Raw genomic sequence first — 18,194 nt, forward strand, 5'->3', positions numbered from 1 at the left:
ATTAAGCCTTTTTAGAAGCAGCGATTTGAGCAGCAACTTCAGCCGCGAAATCTTCTTCTTTCTTCTCAATACCTTCACCCACTTCTAAACGAATGAAGTTAGTGACTTTAGCGCCTTTCTCTTTCAGAATTTCGCCAACAGTTTTCTTTGGTTCCATGATGTAAGCTTGACCAGTCAGAGAAATCTCACCGGTGAACTTCTTCATACGACCAAGAACCATCTTCTCAGCGATCTCTGCCGATTTGCCTTCGTTCATTGACATTTCGATTTGCAGAGCTTGTTCTCTTGCAACGATTTCTGCAGGAACATCTTCTGGGTTCACGTATTCAGGCTTAGAAGCAGCAACATGCATTGCGATGTGCTTTAAGGTTTCTTCGTCAGCTTCACCGGCAACAACAACGCCAATGCGCTCACCGTGACGGTATGAAGATAGGTTTGCACCATCGATGTACTCAACACGACGAATGTTGATGTTTTCACCGATTTTAGTTACCAATGCAACGCGTGCATCTTCGAACTGTGCTTTTAAATCTTCAAGAGTCACTTTAGATGCAGCAGCGGCATCTAATACTGCGTTCGCGAATGCTAAGAAGTTTGAATCTTTAGCAACGAAGTCAGTTTGACAGTTAACTTCTAATAGCGCAGCGAAACCTTCGCCATTCTTGATCAGAATTGTACCGTCAGCAGCGATGTTACCTGCTTTTTTAGCCGCTTTAGCAGCGCCAGACTTACGCATGTTGTCAATTGCTAACTCCATGTCGCCGTTAGCTTCTGTCAGAGCGTTTTTACAATCCATCATGCCTGCGCCAGTACGGTCGCGCAGTTCTTTAACTTGGGCAGCAGTAATTGCCATTGTTAAATCCTCTATAAAAAATCGACTAATTTGCAGATATAAAACAGGGGCCGAATGGCCCCTGTTAACCAATCAAAAATCTTGGTTAATAAGGGTGATGATAATCATCCCGCCTTATTATTATTCGGCTTCTACGAAACCGTCTTGCTCAGCTTGAACAGCCAAATCTTGACCACGGCCAGCTTTTGCAGCAGCAGCAACAGAAGAAGTGTACAGGCGGATAGCACGCATAGCGTCGTCGTTACCAGGAACGATGTAGTTAACACCATCTGGCGCAGAGTTAGTATCAACAACTGCAACAACAGGGATACCCAGGTTGTTAGCTTCTTTAATAGCGATATGCTCATGGTCAGCACCAATGACGAATAATACGTCTGGCAGGCCGCCCATGTTTTTAATACCACCTAAAGATTTTTCCAGCTTTTCAAGCTCACGAGTACGCATCAGCGCTTCTTTCTTGGTCAGCTTGTCGAAAGTACCGTCTACTGATTGGCTTTCCAGTTCTTTCAGACGTTTGATTGACTGACGAACGGTTTTCCAGTTAGTCAGCATACCGCCTAACCAGCGGTGATCAACATAGTACTGGTCACAAGACAGAGCAGCTTCTTTGATCGCTTCGCCAGCAGCACGTTTAGTACCAACGAATAATACTTTACCTTTCTTTGAAGCTACGTTGCTGATGAAAGCTAGCGCTTCATTGAACATTGGCACAGTATGCTCAAGGTTGATGATGTGAACACCGTTGCGAGCACCGAAAATGAATGGCTTCATTTTTGGGTTCCAGTAACGGGTTTGGTGACCGAAGTGGACACCGGCCTGAAGCATATCGCGCATTGAAACTGTAGTCATTTCTATTACCTTAAAATTTAGGGGGTTAGACCTCCACGTATCCCATGTCTTCGACCCCTTATATAACAACTGAGGGCACCCCGAAGAATGTGTCGACACGTGTGTGATTTAGTATTTAGACAAATAGCCATGTATAATGGCCGCCATCTTTAGTCTTGCAAGTATCAAAGCAGCGCAAAAGCTGGCTTGGACAATTCACCAAGACTTAAACATAACGGCGCGCTTTATACCATAAATAGCCCTAAAGCACAAATTTTTGCATTAGGTTGCGTGGCCAACAGACATTAAAGACACAAGAGAAAACGCAATGAGTATAGTCATCAAGACCGCTGAAGAAATTGAAAAAATGCGTGCTGCGGGCAAACTAGCCGCACAGGTATTAGAAATGATCGCGCCGCATGTTAAACCGGGCGTGACCACCAATGAGCTCAATGACCTCTGCGCCAAATATACCGAAGAGCAAGGTGCGATTTCGGCGCCGCTTAACTACCATGGTTTTCCTAAATCCATTTGTACTTCTGTAAACCATGTGATTTGCCACGGCATTCCAAACGACAACCCACCATTGAAAGAAGGCGATATCCTCAATATCGACATCACAGTGATTAAAGACGGTTATCACGGCGATACCTCGATGATGTTTTTAATCGGTGAAGTGAGTGCGAAGGACAAACGTCTGTGCCGCATAGCGCAAGAAAGCCTGTATTTAGCTATTCGTAAGGTTCGTCCAGGTTTAAAACTGGGTGAAATTGGCAATACTATCGAAAAATTCATCAAAGCAAGTAAAACAGGCCTTGAGAAATATTCCATCGTGCAAGATTATTGTGGCCACGGTATTGGCTCGGGTTTCCATGAAGAACCTCAGGTTATGCATTACCGTAACGGCGATAACACAGTATTACGCCCAGGCATGTGTTTCACCATTGAACCTATGATCAATGCCGGTCGCCACACGACCATACTCGATCGCGATGATAAGTGGACGGTAACGACCTCCGATGGTAAAAATTCAGCCCAGTGGGAACATACCTTACTGGTGACTGAAAAAGGGGTTGAAGTACTTACCCTGCGTGAGGATGAGGATTTCCCACGTATTATCAATCACGAGCGATAGGCCACACTAACAAACATAAAAACAAGGGACTCGATGAATATAGCTCTGCTCGCTAAACAATCATTAATCGAACAGAATCAGATTCTTTTGGCCAGTTTTAAGGCTAAAACCCCGATTGAAGAGCTCGTCACGCAGCGCTGTCAATTTGTCGATGCCCTTGTCAAGCAAGCTTGGGAACAGCACGGTCTAAGGGAATATGATATTGCCCTGATTGCCGTGGGCGGCTATGGCCGTGGGGAGCTGCATCCCCACTCAGATGTCGATTTACTGTTCCTGTTTAATGATATCTTGTCACCCGCCGCCGAAGCGGCACTCAGTCAGTTTATTGCCTTTCTGTGGGATGCCAATCTGGAAATCGGCCACAGTGTCCGTACGTTAAACGACACGATTATTCTCGGCCGTGAAGACATCACCATAGCCACTAATCTGTTAGAGGCACGATTGCTCGAAGGGCCCGAATTTTTATTCGATCAACTTTATGATGCGATTCGTCAGAGTGACTTTTGGACTTCAAGCGATTTTTTTATCGCAAAACGGGATGAGCAAAATGCCCGTCATGCCAGAGCCAGTGCCTTCGATTTAGAACCCAATATCAAGAGTTGTCCCGGTGGTCTTAGGGATATTCAAACCATTGCTTGGGTAGCCATGCGTCACTTTGGCGCCGCTCGCCTCGAAGAATTAGTCCAATACGACTTTTTAGAGCCCGGTGAACTAGAAGAGCTGCTCGAATGTCAGCACTTTTTGTGGAAGTTACGCTTTGCCCTGCACATGGTGGTCGGTCGCGATGAAAATCGCTTACTCTTTGATGTACAGCGCCAAGTTGCCGAGCTTATGGGGTATGAAGACGCCACCCAGCTTGCTGTTGAGCAAATGATGAAACGTTACTATCGCACGGTACGCCGAGTGATGGAGCTAAACGAAATGTTGCTGCAGCTGTTTAAACGGGCAACACTGGGGCACACAAAAGCTTTAGAAATTCAATCGATAGATAAACACTACCAGCGCCGCGGCACTTTTATTGAAGCGCTAAGCGATGACCTTTTCGATAGTGGCGAAGAAATTGTCCGGCTGTTTTTGTTAGTCGCTAAAAACTCCAACATCAAAGGCATTTACGCACCAACACTGCGTTCGCTGCGCCGAGCAAGACGCGCGCAATCTCAAGCCTTGCAAGAAAACCCGCTTTGTCGCCAAGCCTTTATGGAAATTCTGCGCCACCCTCGCGGCATTGTTGCTTTGTCTTTAATGCATAAACACGGTGTGTTATCGGCCTATCTACCCGCATGGCGAAATATTGAAGGCCAGATGCAGTTTGACCTGTTTCACGCCTATACGGTCGATGAACACACCCACAGATTACTACTCAATATCGAGCGTTTTTCCCAAGCCGAACAAAAGGAAGAATTTCCCTTAGGCTCGATTCTGATCAACCAACTGCCGAAAAAGGGCTTACTGGTATTAGGCGCTATCTTCCACGATATCGCCAAAGGCCGCGGTGGCGATCACAGTAAACTAGGCTCAAGCGATGCCCTCGCCTTTTGTAAGCTGCACGGGTTAAACGATCACGATGGCCGTCTAGTCGCTTGGCTGGTTGAGAATCATCTAGTGATGTCTGTCACCGCCCAGCGCCGTGATATTTCCGATCCCGATGTGGTGGCCGACTTTGCCAATAAAGTCCGCGATGCCGTGCATTTAAGCTATCTGTACTGCTTAACCGTCGCCGATATCTGCGCCACCAACGAAAAAACCTGGAACAACTGGAAAGGCTCACTGCTGCGCGATTTGTACTTTTCGACCCAAAGGGTGCTCGCCCGCGGTAAAGAAAAACCCGTCGATATTCGTGCCAGAGTACGTGAATACCAAGCCAAGGCGAAAAAAGAACTGCTGCGCCGTGGACTGAAAGAGAAAGATCTCGATACCCTGTGGCAACGTTTCAAGGCAGATTACTTTTTACGCCACCAGCCCAATCAAGTCGCGTGGCACGCCGAAGCGATTTTAAAGCACAAACAACAGGATGAGCCTTTAGTCTTAGTGTCCAAACACACCACCCGTGGTGGTACTGAGCTATTTGTCTATTGCCAAGACAGACCTAAATTGTTCGCAACTGTGATGGCGGTACTCGACAATAAAAATATCAACGTCCATGATGCCAACATCATGACGTCAAAAGATAATTATGCCCTCGATACCTTTGTGATCTTAGAGCAGGATGGTGAGCCCGTTAGCCAGCTTTCACGCATCCAAAGTATCCGTAAGGCGCTTGAGAAAGCCCTGTCGAGCGACAGTCCAAAACTGCCGCGCTTTAGAAAACTATCGCGCAAGATGAAACCTTTTAATGTGCCGACACAAGTGAGTTTCCTCGAAAGCAGTCGTCATGGTACAAGTATGATGGAGCTTATCGCCTTAGATTCGCCAGGATTACTGGCAAAAGTTGGGGATATCTTTTACCGTTGCAACACAACATTACTCGCGGCCAAAATCACCACCATTGGTGAGCGAGCCGAAGACTTTTTTATGCTGCAGACTAATGATGGCTTGCAACTTAACGAAACCCAAGAGAATACCCTCAGGGACGCTTTAATCAGTGCCCTGAGTGCAAAGAATATCGAATCAGTTAATTAACAAGACCAGTGGGAGAAGTAAATGGAGGCTTTACGCCAACGTATTGAGGCGGCTTTTGAAGCACGCGCCGACATCACACCAAGCACAGTTGACGCAGGTGTGCGCAGCGATGTGCAAAATGTCATCAATATGCTCGATAAAGGTGAAGTCCGTGTCGCCGAGAAAATCGACGGACAATGGCATGTGCACCAATGGCTGAAAAAGGCGGTATTACTGTCCTTCCGTATTTTCGATAACGTGGTTATCGATGGCGCCGAAACCAAATACTTCGACAAAGTGCCGTTAAAATTTGCCGAATATGATGAAGCCCGCTTTAAAGCGGAAGCCATTCGTGTAGTGCCTTCGGCGACAGTACGTAAAGGCTCATTTATCGGTAAAAATACCGTGTTGATGCCATCCTATGTGAACTTAGGCGCCTATGTTGATGAAGGCACTATGGTTGACACTTGGGCGACCGTTGGCTCATGTGCACAAATCGGTAAAAACGTGCATTTATCTGGCGGCGTAGGTATTGGTGGCGTACTTGAGCCATTACAAGCGGGCCCAACCATCATCGAAGATAACTGCTTTATCGGTGCACGTTCTGAGATTGTTGAAGGCGTCGTGGTTGAAGAAGGCTCAGTGATTTCCATGGGTGTGTATATCGGCCAAAGTACTCGAATTTATGATCGCGAAACCGGCGAAGTGCATTACGGTCGTGTACCAGCAGGCTCTGTGGTTGTTTCTGGCAACTTACCATCAGCCTGTGGCAAGTACAGCCTCTATGCCGCTATTATCGTTAAGAAAGTCGATGCAAAAACCCGTAGTAAAGTGGGTATCAACGAATTACTGCGTATTGTTGATTAACAGTCACAGCATTTGTTCGATAACATGAGTTCCATAAAAAGATGCCTAAGGGCATCTTTTTTATTGTCGGTAAAATTTAGCCTACGATTGCGCTGTTATTATCAGGCTTAAAAATAAAGTGTTTAATAAGACACTTAAATCAAACGCTCTACTTCACGGAATGCATTTCTCGTCATGGCAATAGCCCGCCAGCCGATAATCCCCAATGGCTGCTGCGCTTTGTTCACCACCACAAGATATTCTGAGTCTAGTAAATTCAACTGCAGTAATGCATCTTCCGATGTGGCCACCTCACTGATAATAGGCACTGAATGCTCCATGATCTGATGGGCTTTTTTATGTAAAGATGCCCTATCCAGTTCACGCTCAGCCGCAGTGCCAAGTAATGGGCTAAACCAATGTTCCAGTAAGCGACTCGTGATCACCCCTAGTATCTTATGTTGCTCATCCAATACCACGGCCACCTTAGCATGGGCAGTCGTAAGTAAACGCTTAATATCAACTAACTCATGGTCGAGTGAAATAGTGACTAAAGGTTCAAGCGGCGCAGCACCGATATGATCGCTAATACTCAACTCTCGATTAATCAAAATCGCTAAACAAGTTTCGACTATCTCAGGGTCAAAAAGTGTCCCTTTACCCGCACGCAGCACTTCAGTCATTTTCTCCAGCCCTAATGATGGGCGATAAGGCCTGTGGGACAATATCGAATCGGCAACATCGGCGACAGCAATAATTTTCGCCTCATATAAAATCGCCTTATCCTTTAAGCCCGCGGGATAACCTGAGCCATCGAGCCGCTCATGATGCTGTAAAATCATCTCTTTAATGGGCCAAGGAAACTCCACATCCTCAATAATTTCAGCACCATGTAATGGGTGAGTCTGAATTAATGCGTATTCTTCTTTTGAAAGTTTTGACGGTTTTGTCAAAATCTGCGATGGAATCGCTAACTTGCCGATATCATGGACTAAGGCACCAATCTTCAGCCCTTCTAAACGCAGCGGGTCTAAACCTAATTTCTCACCAATCAAATAACTTAATTGCGCCACCGACTTTTGATGCCCTGCGGTATAGGCATCTTTCAGTTCTAATGCCTCAGAAATAGCACTAATAAGCTGTGTTAACGATTGAGATAATTGCTCTTTTTGCGCTTTAATGATTTTGGACTGGCGGGATACCGCGCGCAATGTGCGTGGTAGTTCAATGCTGTGCCATAAAATGCTGGCAAAAGTCAGTAATGATCTCGCATCATTACGACTAAAAGGCTCGTTACGGTCGACCACGCACAGCATGCCCACTAAGCGACTGCGAAATAAAATCGGCACCGCCAAGTAACGCCCTCCAAGTAGCAGTTTATCTAAGGGCAAATCCCCTAAGCGCCTTTGAGAGTCGGTTTGATTTTGGATGATCGGCTTATAATCTCGCACACATTCGAGCCATACGCGGCTTTCAAGTTCTGACACTTGGATATTATCTTCAACAAAATCGGCTTGATTAGCCTCTGCGTGGGGATACTCAGAACGCGCGGCGAGTGTGAGTGTTTTTAACTTTTCGTTATGCAACAAAATAAAGCCATATCGACTGCCAGTGAGCGACATTGCCTTAGAAACTGCAACTTTAAATACTTCTTCTTGGGAGGATTTAATCACATCTTCTATGTGTTGCAACCAAGCATCGCTGGCTTGAATCGCTCGACGATAATCCGAGTGCAACTCCTTCATCTGCGGATCTTCAAAATTGATGTCGGATAGAATCAAGTACCATCCCATTTCAGGCAAAGAATGCAGCGCGAGATGCACACGTATGCCGCGATGATCTTGTAATTGAAAACCGATTTCTTGGCCGCGTCGCCTCACTATATCGGCGCATAGTTCAGCATTAAAAGCACTAAACAATTGGCTAATGGGTTGATTAATGATTTGCGCCGCAGAGCGTTTGCAACGGCTGTAAAAGGCTTGGCTCATCCGTAGCACACAAAACTGCTCATCTAGCTGTGCCCAAGATAAATTCAAACTATCGGGCAAGTCTTTCATTCCAACGATAAGGCTTTGACGAGTTGACATCCAGCACTCCGACCTGTAATTCGAGCATGGGTAATACACTATACCGCTATGTTCACCCCAATGTGAGCACTATAAAATCTCCAATAAACATAATGATAGCTGATTTCATGACAGACGCGGGTTAAAATAAACGCCGCTGAATGTCATGCCATTGCCACGACTCACCTACATCTTAGAAAACGATCGTTTTATTGCCGTACACGACCACTTGTTCGTTGAGCACTAATTGCAGCGCTTTACTCAATACACTCTTTTCAACATCGCGCCCAGCACGCGCCATTTCTAAGGCACTATAACTGTGGTCGACGGGAATCACGTCTTGCTTGATGATCGGCCCTTCATCGAGGCAATTATTCACAAAATGCGCCGTCGCACCGATAATTTTCACCCCGCGCTCCCAGGCTTGGCGATAGGGTGCTGCGCCGATAAAAGCAGGTAAAAAAGAATGATGGATGTTGATGATGTGATTAGGATATTGCGCCACAAAATCAGGCGTTAGCACCCGCATGTACTTAGCCAACACCAGATAATCTGGCTCATATTGCGATACCGCAGCCAACAGTGCTTGCTCGTGTTGAATTCGGTCTAAGCCTTCGTGGCTCACCAGATGAAAGGGGATGTTAAACTTCTCTGCCAATTCACGTAGTGCATCATGGTTGCCCACCACAGCGGCAATCTCGACACTTAAACCACCGTAATAGGCTTTCATTAACAAGTCGCCTAAACAGTGCGCTTCCTTTGTGACTAACACCACAATGCGTTTTTTACCCGCGCTAACTAACGTCATATGATTTTGCGTAGGCAGTACGTCACGCAGATCCTGCAATAACTGTTCGCTGTTAAAAATGCCCTCTAACTCAGTTCGCATAAAGAAACGCCCTTGGGCATTATCCACAAACTCACTGTTTTTGATGATATTCAGTTTATGAGTAAAACAAACACTGGTGATTTTAGCGATGAGGCCTTGGGCATCAGCGCAATCCGTCAGTAAGATTTTACGTTCCATGGATGGCGAAGTATTACCGCGAGTTTCAGTCATTTGTTGCAAAGTTGGCTCTCCTATATTGTCCCTACATCGAGTTTGCCATAGCAAATCATGCTGAACAGTATGAAAACCCTATAATGCGAAAATAAAAATGATATTTCAGAGGCTTGAATCAATAAAATGTAAAAATTAAGCAGTTAATTTTGTAAAAACACAATCCTAGCGCCGAGTATCTAAGTAACGCTGCAATACTTTACGCAAGGTTTCGGCCTTAGTGCCGTAAACCACCTGCACACCTTTGCCCATAACGATCACGCCCTTAGCGCCCAACTGACTCAAACGCACCTTATTGACTAACTCGGGCTTGTGTACGCTCAAGCGTAACCGTGTCAAACAAGCATTAAGTTCAACGATATTTTCACGCCCGCCGAGCGCCGCAATAATCGCCCGTAAACTTTCTTTGGGTCCTTTACTGTCGTTATGCTCAAGCCTACCGGGAGTTTTCAAATTAAAGGCTAAAATACTCAGTCTAAACAACAGGTAATATATTATGGCGGTTAAAGGCCCAAGGAAAATAAACCAGCTGGCATTACGGGACAATGGAAATAGCAGCGTAAAGTCCACCAGCCCTTGGGAGAATACTATGCTGTGGTGAATATCCAGCATAATACAGACAAAATAAGCGAGCCCAGTGAGTAAGGCGTGAATAATAAATAGAATCGGCGCCACAAACATAAAAGCAAATTCGATAGGTTCAGTCACCCCAGTTAACCAACTTGCCGCCCCCGCCGAGAGCATAATACCCGCCACGCGATTCCGCTCTGAGGGATCTGCGCAGCGCCACATTGCCAGTGCAGCCGCCGGTAATCCCCACATTTTAATCAGATAACCACCGGCAAGGTTTCCTGCCTGCGGATCGCCCGCTAAATAGCGCGCCACCTCACCACGAACGACTTCATGCCCCAATAACTGATATTGGCCCACCTCTAAGTAAAAAGGCGCATTCCAAATATGATGTAAGCCAAGGGGAATAAGTAACCGCTCTAATGCGCCATAAACGCCAAAGGCGATGGCGGGTTTTTGATAAACCGCCCAGTCGGATACGAGCTCAATCAATAAAGCTAAGGGTGGCCACACATGGGCGAGTACATAACCTAGGCTCATCGCTAGGGGAATAATAAGTAAAGATGCACTGCGACGTCCCTCGAAGAAAGAGAAAATCGCAGGCAAGCGAATATATTGACTCCAACGGACTGCGAGGCAAGTAATACCACCGAGCATCATGCCACCTGCAATTCCAGTATCTAAGGTATCCATTCCTAATAAATGTTGGGTTGGAAGTCGATACAAATCGGCCAGTGCGGCTAACGTCGCTGTCATCACCCCATAACCAAACACTGCCGAAAAGGCGGCAATGCCTTGATCGCGACAAAAACCAATAGCGACAGCCACGGCAAATAACATCGGCATAATGGCGAAAATGAGTTTGCCTACCGCCAGCATCAGCACTGTCAGCTCTTCGGGCATAAAAGGAATCGGACTAACGGTTAAGCCGAGCATAACCCCAGCGGCGGGTAAAATGGCAATAGGAATAAGCAGCGCTTGGCTTAAGCGCTGGGCAAATTTAAACCACTGTAGATTGACGAAACTACCTAAGCGACGAGCTCGGTTTTGACGACTTGATTCCAGCGTTTTAGCCATTTTATCGCTTCAACCTCAGGTTCCATGGTTTCACAGGCATCAATTTCAAGTAATTCCACCAGCGGCTTAGCGCCAAGTTCACTCAAGAGTGCATTTACAGACTTACCTGCACCGCAGAAAGTCTCATAACTTGAATCACCTAGAGCTATCACACTGTATCTAAGCTCAGGTAAATAGGGTGCTAGATGTTTAAGATTATGGTACCAAGACTGAATATCATCGGGTAAGTCCCCTTGTCCGGTCGTCGAAGTCACCACCACTAACAATTCATCCTGAGGAGGAATAAAGCTTGCTACCTCATTAGGTTGCCACAATGTGACATCATAACCTAAAACTTGCATTTCTTTCTCTAGGGTTTCAGCGGCAAATTGTGCACTACCATATACAGTGCCAAACACCAGATTCACCTTTTTCATGATACACTCCACATCGCGTTACAAACCTTATTAGGCTGACCTTACTTTATTGTTCAGCGTATGAGCAAGCTAAGGCGCAAATTTTTTATAAATCAAGCCATTGAGCGTGAGAAAATATCTAATGCGACAGTCCACCCGCCAAAAACACCTCAAGCAGCACCACAAAACAACCCATATTCGGCGTAAAAACTATTTCCACTCCGCCCAGCAAAATCTCATATCGCCACTTGCACTCACGTCTGGATTCTCAACCTTAGCCGTCATGATGCAAGAGCTGCGGCCACAAACAGCACAAACGCCACAACTCCTCGATTAAGCAATCCACCTCGTTTTAAATTCGATGACTTTAGTTTCAATAACAAAGCAAAGTGAATGCACTTAATTTTATTCACGCGGCTAAGTTGATATCACCATATCAAGCATTGGCCGCTTGCTGTTCACGCCTCTTGGGCGATGAATAACTCTGCTTGCTGACTCAAGGTCGCCTCATCCCAACCTAGCTCGGCAAACACGGTTTCCCACTCAGGCTCGAGCTCGGTTTCTATGCTGAGCCGAGTTTGAGTTATAGGGTGTGTAAAGGTGAGTTTTTTTGCGATAAGCCACAGGCGATTAATACCGAAATGCTCACGAAAAAATGCATTTTGCTTACCATCGCCATGGGTGGTATCACCGACGATGGGGTGGCGTAAATGCGCCATGTGTCTTCTGAGCTGATGCTTACGCCCCGTTTTAGGACTCAAGCGTACCAGTGCGAATCGGCTAGTGGGATATCGACCTGACGGATACGGAATTTCAGTATTGAGTAACGGCTCATACGCCGTCACAGCCTCCTGCGCCGCTTTATTAGGATCGGCATTCTTATCGCCTAATTCATCCAACTCAACCTTAAGCGCATAGTCTAAAATACCGCTCTCATGCATATTACCGCGCACTAAAGCCAGATATTGTTTTTCAATCGTATGGGAGGCAAATTGCTCACACAGAGCATTGGCCACTTCACTACTCTTGGCAAACAAGAGCACGCCGGATGTCGGCCTGTCGAGACGATGTACAGGAAACACATGGCAGCCCACTAAGTCACGGGTCAGCTGCATGGCAAAAAATCGCTCCCGACGCGCTAAATAACTGCGATGGACCAATAAGCCTGCGGGTTTATGAATTGCCACTAAGTGCTCATCTTCATAAAGAATTTCAATCTCAGGCGCCTGCTCTTCTGAATCATCCTCTTGGGATACATTCACTGCATTTTCAGGCGTTTCAAGCCAGATATCATCTTGATTCATTTAACAACATATCCAATTCATTCAATACGCTAATTAAAGTTTGGCGCGGGAGCATATCCTGCCAAACATGTTCAGCCATAGGGGCAATCGCAATTTGCGTCGGCAATGGCGCCCCCGTTTCGATTAAAGTCTGCATTCTAGGCAACAAAATAAACTGCAGCCACTGCTCAAGGGGCATAAGATCACAGGCAAAAGGTGCTGTGCTTGCCATTGCAGCGGCAGAAGGCGCTTGCTCAGACCACAACTCGGCCGCTTGCAGCGCGTGGGTAATCTGAGCCAATTTAGCTTGGGTTTGACTGTATAACATAGCTTTCAGATCCATTCTCATATTAGCCCTTTGTGATTCAAGAACTCCCCACAATTCACTGGCCGAATAGGTCGATTAAAGTGCCGCAATAATACCATCCAGACGCACTTCCCCCTATAATGGCGCCAATTTATTGAGCCTCTTTGATTGATATGGCAGCCAAATGACTGAAATTACAACTTTAAGCCAGTTTTTAACCACAGCCAAAACCCAGTTCCAAGTGTATGATCTTGGCCGTAGGGTGCAACATATTGATATGCTCGCATTTCACCAAATCGAATCTCTGTCAGCCCCTTATCCTTATCCCATTCAAGGGCATGCACAATTTGCTATTGTCTTTTGGGATGCGAGCCAGCAACACTTTATTTGGTTTCTAAAACTGGCGTTAGATGAGCAAGGATTACTGTCGCCTGCACCGCGCTCACAATTTATCGAAATGATATTAGCGGCATTAGGGCAAGATCCCACTCAGCCACTCAGTGATGAGCAGCAAGAACGACTCGCGAATAATCCGTTTAATTTCAAGCCAAGCCAGGAAAAACTTGCCGTATTTAACGCACTCGTTCGTAAACAACTTGGCCAGCGCGCTTCATCACAATACGAGTTTGCCGTGCAATATCTGTCAGGCCAAATTGCCCCATCACAATGGCAACATATTGGAATGCAAGGCATAGCCGATGTGTGTGTACGCACAAAAGAATTTGATCATGAGCAGCACTTGGTATTGAGTTTTGATACAGCCGCCATCGAAGTGCAAATCGCCCTATGCCAATGCCTTGAACACTTGCTGATTAGCGACACACTCGCCGATAAGATTCTCACGAAACTTCAAGATGCAGCCCCAGAGCACCAAGCCTATTTCCTACGAGCTTTGGCTTCTAGCGCCAAACACAGCCAACAAGCGTTTGAGCATCTACACGGCCAAGCCTCTTTAGATACCAATGCCCTAATCAGTATTGCCGGACGTAACTGGTCGGTATTAAAACAAGATTCAAGTCGCAGTCTTTACTTAGAAGCCCTAGCACTGCAGCCCCAAGCCTTTTTTAATCAGGTCTTTGCTGATATTGTGGCTATTCCTAGTTTGCGCAATCAACTACTAGGCGAGTTAAGAAATCCCAATCGAAGCATTCAACTATCACAAGCCATAGGTGGTTTGTTTAAGGCAGCAAGCAAATGATGTCAGATTTACTGTTAATTATTGGCCTCGTCGTGATTGCCGCATTTTTTTGGCAGTTACGCCAAATGGCAGAGTTGAGCCGTATTTTTGCCGAAAAAGAATGTTGGCGACAAAAAGTGCAACTATTAGCCATAGCAATGGAAACCGCCCGCCCTAGCATTGGCGGCACCACGGGGATTTGTTGGAAAGCGAAATATTTATTTGAATTCAGCACCGACGGCATTAACCAGTACAGTGGCCATATTTGGATGCAAGGCAAGAAAATTCAAAAAATCGAATGGCCTATCTTCCCGGAGCCCGAATGGCAAGAGGCGCCGACAGCGCAGGGGAAATTTGGCGGTTGTGGTACGCAAAGCGGCTGTAGCTCAGGCAAGTGTCATTAAGTATTATCGACTATGATGCCCAAATAAGCTGTTCGCCAGAATTGAGAATAATCAGTTATTCTCTGGTGCTGCAAAATAACTCACTGTAAAAATAAAAAAGAAAGGGCGCGGCCCTAAAGCCACGCCCTCCTATTCTCTGTTAAGCTATCCCGCTATTTTTGTGCTCCCTGCACCATCCATGCGTCAATCTGCGTCCTGCTTCATCCCTGCTCAATCCTTGAGGTCCTTGTACTCATGTACTTCCCTATCTCTTGGTCATCCAGTCCCAAGCTTGCTCTTTCCTGAGCGGTTCCATCATCATCCATGAAACGGGTATTGCATCCATTCAATTGCACTCCCTGTGCCATTGCCATCCTATGCAATAAGTCTATCAATCCTTGATAGTCTCCCTTCCTTGGTATTGGCTCTCTTTCATCCTGAAAGGCCTATATCCCTATCTTTCCTTAAGTCACATTCCTTAGTCACTGTTCGATCATCCTGATCGCCAACATCCTGTTGCCCGCAATTCCTTCTACAAGATGAATTCTACGCCAACCAACGAAAGTACTCATTGTGGATTATTTAAAATGTTAACAAAAAAATGGTGAGCCCAACTGATAACAAACAGGCTAACCCACTGATATAAATTAAAATAATAACTAACCCAGAGACATAACCACCCTTTAGACTTACAAATTACTTACATACTTGTGAGAGATCTCTTACACGGAGGATGGCAATTCAAATCAAAAGTAAGCAAGTGCTAGATGTTCTCCCCTGAAGGACTTATGCATAAACCGCTATCGCTCAAAATTCGACAAGCATTCGGCGAATGACCAGAACACAGAGAGTAAATCATTGGGCAATAAGAGAAGTAAGACTGGTAAACATGTTTTACGGCAAGATGTCTTTAAGCAGCGTTAAGATAAAGTCTGTGTGAATAGCGTTATAGCGTGAATAGCGTTATAGCTTGGCAAAGCCAGATTAATGCTGAAAATGAACCAAAGAAAAGGGCGCAACTAAAGTGCGCCCCATTTATCCTTTGTAAGCCGTCCTGCTCGATTTGTGCTCCCTGCACCATCCATGCGTCTGCTTGCGTCCTGCGTCGTCCCTGTAATCCCTTTTCGTCCCTGTGTATCAAACTTACGTGAGATAACACTCAGTCCCTTGACCTGTAAATCCTTTTTACAGAGCCTGTCACTTCCTATGACTTATTCCTATTGCATCCTGCAAAATTTATTTTCCATAGATTAGTACAAGCTGTTCACCCTTATACTTTATCCTTATCTCGACACATCCTGTTTCGAGTTCATGCTTAATCCTTAAGCGTGTCCTGTATTCTTCCTGAAATTCATCATCCTGACGATACAACTCACTGTCCCTAATCATCCTTGAAAAGCAATCCTGCTTTTCCAGCAATCCTGCTTTTCCTTAGCCTATCCGAGGCGAATGACAGTTTTCCTACCGTCAGCGATTTCAACCTTGAAATCTTAATTCGTTGCTTCTTGCGTCCCTTTGGCCTGTTTTGCTTTCCTTGCTATCCATTTGCTTTGGCCATGAGTGAATTCTACGTTAACCCTAACGTTTTTGTTCGGCTCAAAGAACGGACTACAAGATTAATTACGGACCAACCAAAGAAAAACAAATACAACCCAATGATTCTATTTAAAATTAAACATTGCAGGACAAAAAACAATCAAAAAGAAAACATTATGTCCTACAACGTTTGTAAGCGATCTCTCACACTGGCATGGGCATCTCACTCGGGCAATTTTTTTAATGTTTAAAAAAGCGGCGAATCATCTGCGCAAACATCACCCAATCTGCCATCAAACTGTAAAAAGGATACTGAAATGTCGCGGGTCGATTCTTCTCAAATACGAAGTGTCCCACCCATGCAAAACCATAACCAACAATAGGAATAAACCAGCATAGCCACCAGGCTTGTGAAACCAAGGCAATGCCAATCAGCAGCAGAACTAAACAACTGCCAACAAAGTGTAATTGCCGACAAGTCGGGTGCTGGTGTTGGGATAAATAGAAAGGATAAAAATCGGCGAAACGTTTATAAGAGTTAGTCATCTTGTTGAACCGAATAGAATAAAAGCTGGCCATGGATACTGCCGATACTCAGCTCGCCTATGGATACAAAGTCATGCTGAGTAAACAGTTGCAAGTGGTTCTCCTGAGCGATAAACACACCAATGCCATCCAAATCAGGCTGCTCATCACACCAACTCACCACAGCTTGCACTAACTTATGTCCAAGTCCTTTGTGCTGTTCATTTGGTGCAAGAGCAATAAACTGCAAAATACCGCAGTGCTTACTGGGTAAAAGTTCAATAATACTGGACTCTTTGTTCATTAGTGCTTGAGTCGATTGCCAACCTGTACCTAACAACATCTTTAAGCGCCAATGCCAATAACGCCCTTCCCCTAAAGGCACTTCTTGAGTAACTACACAGGCTAACCCAAAGAGTCTTTCATGGTCGAATAAACCTATGAGGGCTTGTTTTTGTTGCCATAACGTATTGAGTTCTTCCCTGATTGCGGCGCGCAATTTTTGCTCATAAGCGGCTTTGTCTGAGGTAAAGAGTGAATCGACAAAAAAAGGATCATCATGGTAAGCGTTATAGAGAATAGAAGCGGCAATGCGTAAGTCTTCCGCGGTCAAATAGACTGCGCGGCAGTCCTCCAGAATTTCATTGTCCATCGTTAGCATTCCTTGACTTAGCTCACACTTTTTTATGCGTAACTGTTAATCTACCAAGGAAACTAAAAAGTGCAAATTTTAATCATAGATTGCATTTTTCAATCAGGCGCTTACTCTAAACGAAGGCACTATACTGAAAAGGAAATAATGATGGATACAACTCCGGTAGACTTAAGCCACTTGTTTGAGCAACTCGGTTTAGACAGTAGCGACGAGGCCATAGCGCAGTTTATTGCAACCCATGATATCGACCATCACATCCATTTAAGCCAAGCGCCCTTTTGGACCCCTGCCCAAAAGAGCTTTATCATTGAAGGTTTAGAAGCCGATGCCCTCTGGACTGAGCCCATTGAGCAATTAGACACTCAGCTACGTAAACGATAAGACTCGTTGGTTCAGATTTTACCGTAAGCCGTTTCGCCCCAACCCACTAAGGCATTGTTGCTCAGCACGATAGGCGTGCATTCATCCTTAGTGGTTTTTCCATCGCCATTATTACGCTGGGTACGATAAAACAACACTAAGACTTCTTTATTGGCTTCACCTTGTTGAGCACTTTGTTGAATATAGGCTTCACTAAAATCAGCGGTGCCCATTAAGATCATCACTTGGTCTTTAGGCATACCTAAGCTCAGTTTGGTTAAGTTAGTGCGATTTTTATCCTGCACTTTCTCCCAAGATTCGCTGCTATCCCAGCCCGATTCTCCATCACCGACATTGACCACGCAGCCGCTAAGACCTAAGCTTGCGAGCCCTAAAAAAGTGATGGCGATAAGTTTGTTATTCAATTTATGGTTCATCATGTGACATCCTGTGTAATTATTATTGAAGCTTAAAAAATGGTATTTCGGCTGGACAATAAGCAAAATAAATGCCACAAGACAACACACTGTTTTTAAATGA

The 18,194-nt window shown here is 45.4% G+C and carries 18 protein-coding genes; 7 read left to right on the forward strand and 11 right to left on the reverse strand.

The window, feature by feature from the left end; all coding sequences use genetic code 11:
* Position 1: 1 nt before the first annotated feature.
* Together tsf and rpsB are read right to left on the reverse strand one after the other, a co-directional pair.
* Positions 2-853, reverse strand: coding sequence for a translation elongation factor Ts (gene tsf / locus L5M71_RS02865; protein ID WP_028760606.1), 852 nt, complete (start codon positions 851-853; stop codon positions 2-4).
* A 120-nt stretch (positions 854-973) separates the two neighbouring features.
* Positions 974-1,702, reverse strand: coding sequence for a 30S ribosomal protein S2 (gene rpsB, locus L5M71_RS02870; protein ID WP_028760607.1), 729 nt, complete (start codon positions 1,700-1,702; stop codon positions 974-976).
* A gap of 283 nt (positions 1,703-1,985) precedes the next feature.
* Here rpsB and map point away from each other — a divergent pair, with 283 nt between their 5' ends.
* The 3 genes from map to dapD are packed head-to-tail and all read left to right on the forward strand — an operon-like array spanning position 1,986 to position 6,281.
* Positions 1,986-2,816 carry a type I methionyl aminopeptidase gene (gene map, locus L5M71_RS02875; protein WP_226058787.1) on the forward strand — a complete coding sequence of 277 codons (831 nt, stop codon included), beginning with the start codon at positions 1,986-1,988 and terminating at the stop codon, positions 2,814-2,816.
* A gap of 33 nt (positions 2,817-2,849) precedes the next feature.
* On the forward strand, positions 2,850-5,435 hold the full coding sequence (glnD, locus tag L5M71_RS02880; RefSeq protein ID WP_263206329.1) for a bifunctional uridylyltransferase/uridylyl-removing protein GlnD: 2,586 nt from the start codon (positions 2,850-2,852) through the stop codon (positions 5,433-5,435).
* Positions 5,436-5,456: 21 nt separating this feature from the next.
* On the forward strand, positions 5,457-6,281 hold the full coding sequence (gene dapD, locus L5M71_RS02885; protein WP_028760609.1) for a 2,3,4,5-tetrahydropyridine-2,6-dicarboxylate N-succinyltransferase: 825 nt from the start codon (positions 5,457-5,459) through the stop codon (positions 6,279-6,281).
* Between the two features lie 134 nt (positions 6,282-6,415).
* Here dapD and L5M71_RS02890 read toward each other — a convergent pair whose 3' ends face one another.
* The 4 genes from L5M71_RS02890 to L5M71_RS02905 all read right to left on the reverse strand — a co-directional run bounded on the left by L5M71_RS02890 (position 6,416) and on the right by L5M71_RS02905 (position 11,449).
* Positions 6,416-8,347 carry an HD domain-containing phosphohydrolase gene (locus L5M71_RS02890; protein ID WP_263206331.1) on the reverse strand — a complete coding sequence of 644 codons (1,932 nt, stop codon included), beginning with the start codon at positions 8,345-8,347 and terminating at the stop codon, positions 6,416-6,418.
* 172 nt (positions 8,348-8,519) lie between these two features.
* A complete protein-coding gene (gene purU, locus L5M71_RS02895) occupies positions 8,520-9,386 on the reverse strand; it encodes a formyltetrahydrofolate deformylase (RefSeq protein ID WP_263206385.1) in 867 nt (288 codons plus the stop codon).
* Between the two features lie 165 nt (positions 9,387-9,551).
* Entirely contained in the window at positions 9,552-11,033 is a 1,482-nt protein-coding gene (locus L5M71_RS02900; RefSeq protein WP_263206333.1) for a PTS transporter subunit EIIC, read from the reverse strand.
* Complete coding sequence (locus L5M71_RS02905) at positions 10,985-11,449, reverse strand: flavodoxin (RefSeq protein WP_212600026.1); 465 nt, start codon at positions 11,447-11,449, stop codon at positions 10,985-10,987. The genes L5M71_RS02900 and L5M71_RS02905 overlap by 49 nt, the downstream gene beginning before the upstream one ends.
* Before the next feature lie 121 nt (positions 11,450-11,570).
* On the opposite strand from L5M71_RS02905, the gene L5M71_RS02910 reads away from it, so the two are divergent.
* The gene (locus L5M71_RS02910; protein WP_105249725.1) at positions 11,571-11,765 is read left to right on the forward strand and encodes a hypothetical protein; all 195 of its coding nucleotides are present in this window, start codon (positions 11,571-11,573) and stop codon (positions 11,763-11,765) included.
* Between the two features lie 121 nt (positions 11,766-11,886).
* On the opposite strand, the gene truC is transcribed toward L5M71_RS02910, so the two are convergent.
* Positions 11,887-12,732 carry a tRNA pseudouridine(65) synthase TruC gene (gene truC, locus L5M71_RS02915; protein WP_263179971.1) on the reverse strand — a complete coding sequence of 282 codons (846 nt, stop codon included), beginning with the start codon at positions 12,730-12,732 and terminating at the stop codon, positions 11,887-11,889.
* A complete protein-coding gene (locus tag L5M71_RS02920; protein ID WP_173245855.1) occupies positions 12,719-13,039 on the reverse strand; it encodes a YqcC family protein in 321 nt (106 codons plus the stop codon). The genes truC and L5M71_RS02920 overlap by 14 nt, the downstream gene beginning before the upstream one ends.
* A gap of 163 nt (positions 13,040-13,202) precedes the next feature.
* On the opposite strand from L5M71_RS02920, the gene L5M71_RS02925 reads away from it, so the two are divergent.
* Positions 13,203-14,216, forward strand: coding sequence for a DUF3549 family protein (locus L5M71_RS02925; RefSeq protein WP_263179970.1), 1,014 nt, complete (start codon positions 13,203-13,205; stop codon positions 14,214-14,216).
* The gene (locus L5M71_RS02930) at positions 14,213-14,599 is read left to right on the forward strand and encodes a DUF3301 domain-containing protein (RefSeq protein ID WP_006080967.1); all 387 of its coding nucleotides are present in this window, start codon (positions 14,213-14,215) and stop codon (positions 14,597-14,599) included. Before L5M71_RS02925 ends, L5M71_RS02930 begins: the two co-directional genes overlap by 4 nt.
* Before the next feature lie 1,755 nt (positions 14,600-16,354).
* On the opposite strand, the gene L5M71_RS02935 is transcribed toward L5M71_RS02930, so the two are convergent.
* Together L5M71_RS02935 and L5M71_RS02940 are read right to left on the reverse strand one after the other, a co-directional pair.
* The gene (locus L5M71_RS02935) at positions 16,355-16,660 is read right to left on the reverse strand and encodes a DUF962 domain-containing protein (protein ID WP_263138099.1); all 306 of its coding nucleotides are present in this window, start codon (positions 16,658-16,660) and stop codon (positions 16,355-16,357) included.
* Positions 16,653-17,291: a GNAT family N-acetyltransferase gene (locus L5M71_RS02940; RefSeq protein WP_131523813.1), complete on the reverse strand. Its 639-nt coding sequence runs from the start codon at positions 17,289-17,291 to the stop codon at positions 16,653-16,655. Before L5M71_RS02940 ends, L5M71_RS02935 begins: the two co-directional genes overlap by 8 nt.
* 150 nt (positions 17,292-17,441) lie before the next feature.
* On the opposite strand from L5M71_RS02940, the gene L5M71_RS02945 reads away from it, so the two are divergent.
* On the forward strand, positions 17,442-17,675 hold the full coding sequence (locus tag L5M71_RS02945; protein WP_028760620.1) for a DUF2789 domain-containing protein: 234 nt from the start codon (positions 17,442-17,444) through the stop codon (positions 17,673-17,675).
* An 11-nt stretch (positions 17,676-17,686) separates the two neighbouring features.
* Here the strand turns inward: L5M71_RS02945 and L5M71_RS02950 are convergent, their stop codons facing one another.
* Entirely contained in the window at positions 17,687-18,094 is a 408-nt protein-coding gene (locus L5M71_RS02950; protein ID WP_028760621.1) for a DUF3192 domain-containing protein, read from the reverse strand.
* Positions 18,095-18,194 lie beyond the last annotated feature (100 nt).

This window comes from Shewanella sp. SW1 (assembly GCF_025653545.1).
Taxonomy (GTDB): Bacteria; Pseudomonadota; Gammaproteobacteria; order Enterobacterales; family Shewanellaceae; genus Shewanella; species Shewanella oncorhynchi.

Excerpts from the sequence above, each read along its gene's own strand:
- L5M71_RS02945 (WP_028760620.1), top strand. The coding sequence starts at position 17,442 with ATGGATACAACTCCGGTAGACTTAAGCCACTTGTTTGAGCAACTCGGT.
- L5M71_RS02940 (WP_131523813.1), bottom strand. The coding sequence starts at position 17,291 with ATGGACAATGAAATTCTGGAGGACTGCCGCGCAGTCTATTTGACCGCG.
- L5M71_RS02920 (WP_173245855.1), bottom strand. The coding sequence starts at position 13,039 with ATGTTATACAGTCAAACCCAAGCTAAATTGGCTCAGATTACCCACGCG.
- purU (WP_263206385.1), bottom strand. The coding sequence starts at position 9,386 with ATGACTGAAACTCGCGGTAATACTTCGCCATCCATGGAACGTAAAATC.
- L5M71_RS02890 (WP_263206331.1), bottom strand. The coding sequence starts at position 8,347 with ATGTCAACTCGTCAAAGCCTTATCGTTGGAATGAAAGACTTGCCCGAT.
- L5M71_RS02910 (WP_105249725.1), top strand. The coding sequence starts at position 11,571 with ATGCGACAGTCCACCCGCCAAAAACACCTCAAGCAGCACCACAAAACA.
- L5M71_RS02930 (WP_006080967.1), top strand. The coding sequence starts at position 14,213 with ATGATGTCAGATTTACTGTTAATTATTGGCCTCGTCGTGATTGCCGCA.
- rpsB (WP_028760607.1), bottom strand. The coding sequence starts at position 1,702 with ATGACTACAGTTTCAATGCGCGATATGCTTCAGGCCGGTGTCCACTTC.
- L5M71_RS02950 (WP_028760621.1), bottom strand. The coding sequence starts at position 18,094 with ATGATGAACCATAAATTGAATAACAAACTTATCGCCATCACTTTTTTA.
- tsf (WP_028760606.1), bottom strand. The coding sequence starts at position 853 with ATGGCAATTACTGCTGCCCAAGTTAAAGAACTGCGCGACCGTACTGGC.
- L5M71_RS02925 (WP_263179970.1), top strand. The coding sequence starts at position 13,203 with ATGACTGAAATTACAACTTTAAGCCAGTTTTTAACCACAGCCAAAACC.
- truC (WP_263179971.1), bottom strand. The coding sequence starts at position 12,732 with ATGAATCAAGATGATATCTGGCTTGAAACGCCTGAAAATGCAGTGAAT.
- glnD (WP_263206329.1), top strand. The coding sequence starts at position 2,850 with ATGAATATAGCTCTGCTCGCTAAACAATCATTAATCGAACAGAATCAG.
- L5M71_RS02935 (WP_263138099.1), bottom strand. The coding sequence starts at position 16,660 with ATGACTAACTCTTATAAACGTTTCGCCGATTTTTATCCTTTCTATTTA.
- L5M71_RS02900 (WP_263206333.1), bottom strand. The coding sequence starts at position 11,033 with ATGGCTAAAACGCTGGAATCAAGTCGTCAAAACCGAGCTCGTCGCTTA.
- dapD (WP_028760609.1), top strand. The coding sequence starts at position 5,457 with ATGGAGGCTTTACGCCAACGTATTGAGGCGGCTTTTGAAGCACGCGCC.
- L5M71_RS02905 (WP_212600026.1), bottom strand. The coding sequence starts at position 11,449 with ATGAAAAAGGTGAATCTGGTGTTTGGCACTGTATATGGTAGTGCACAA.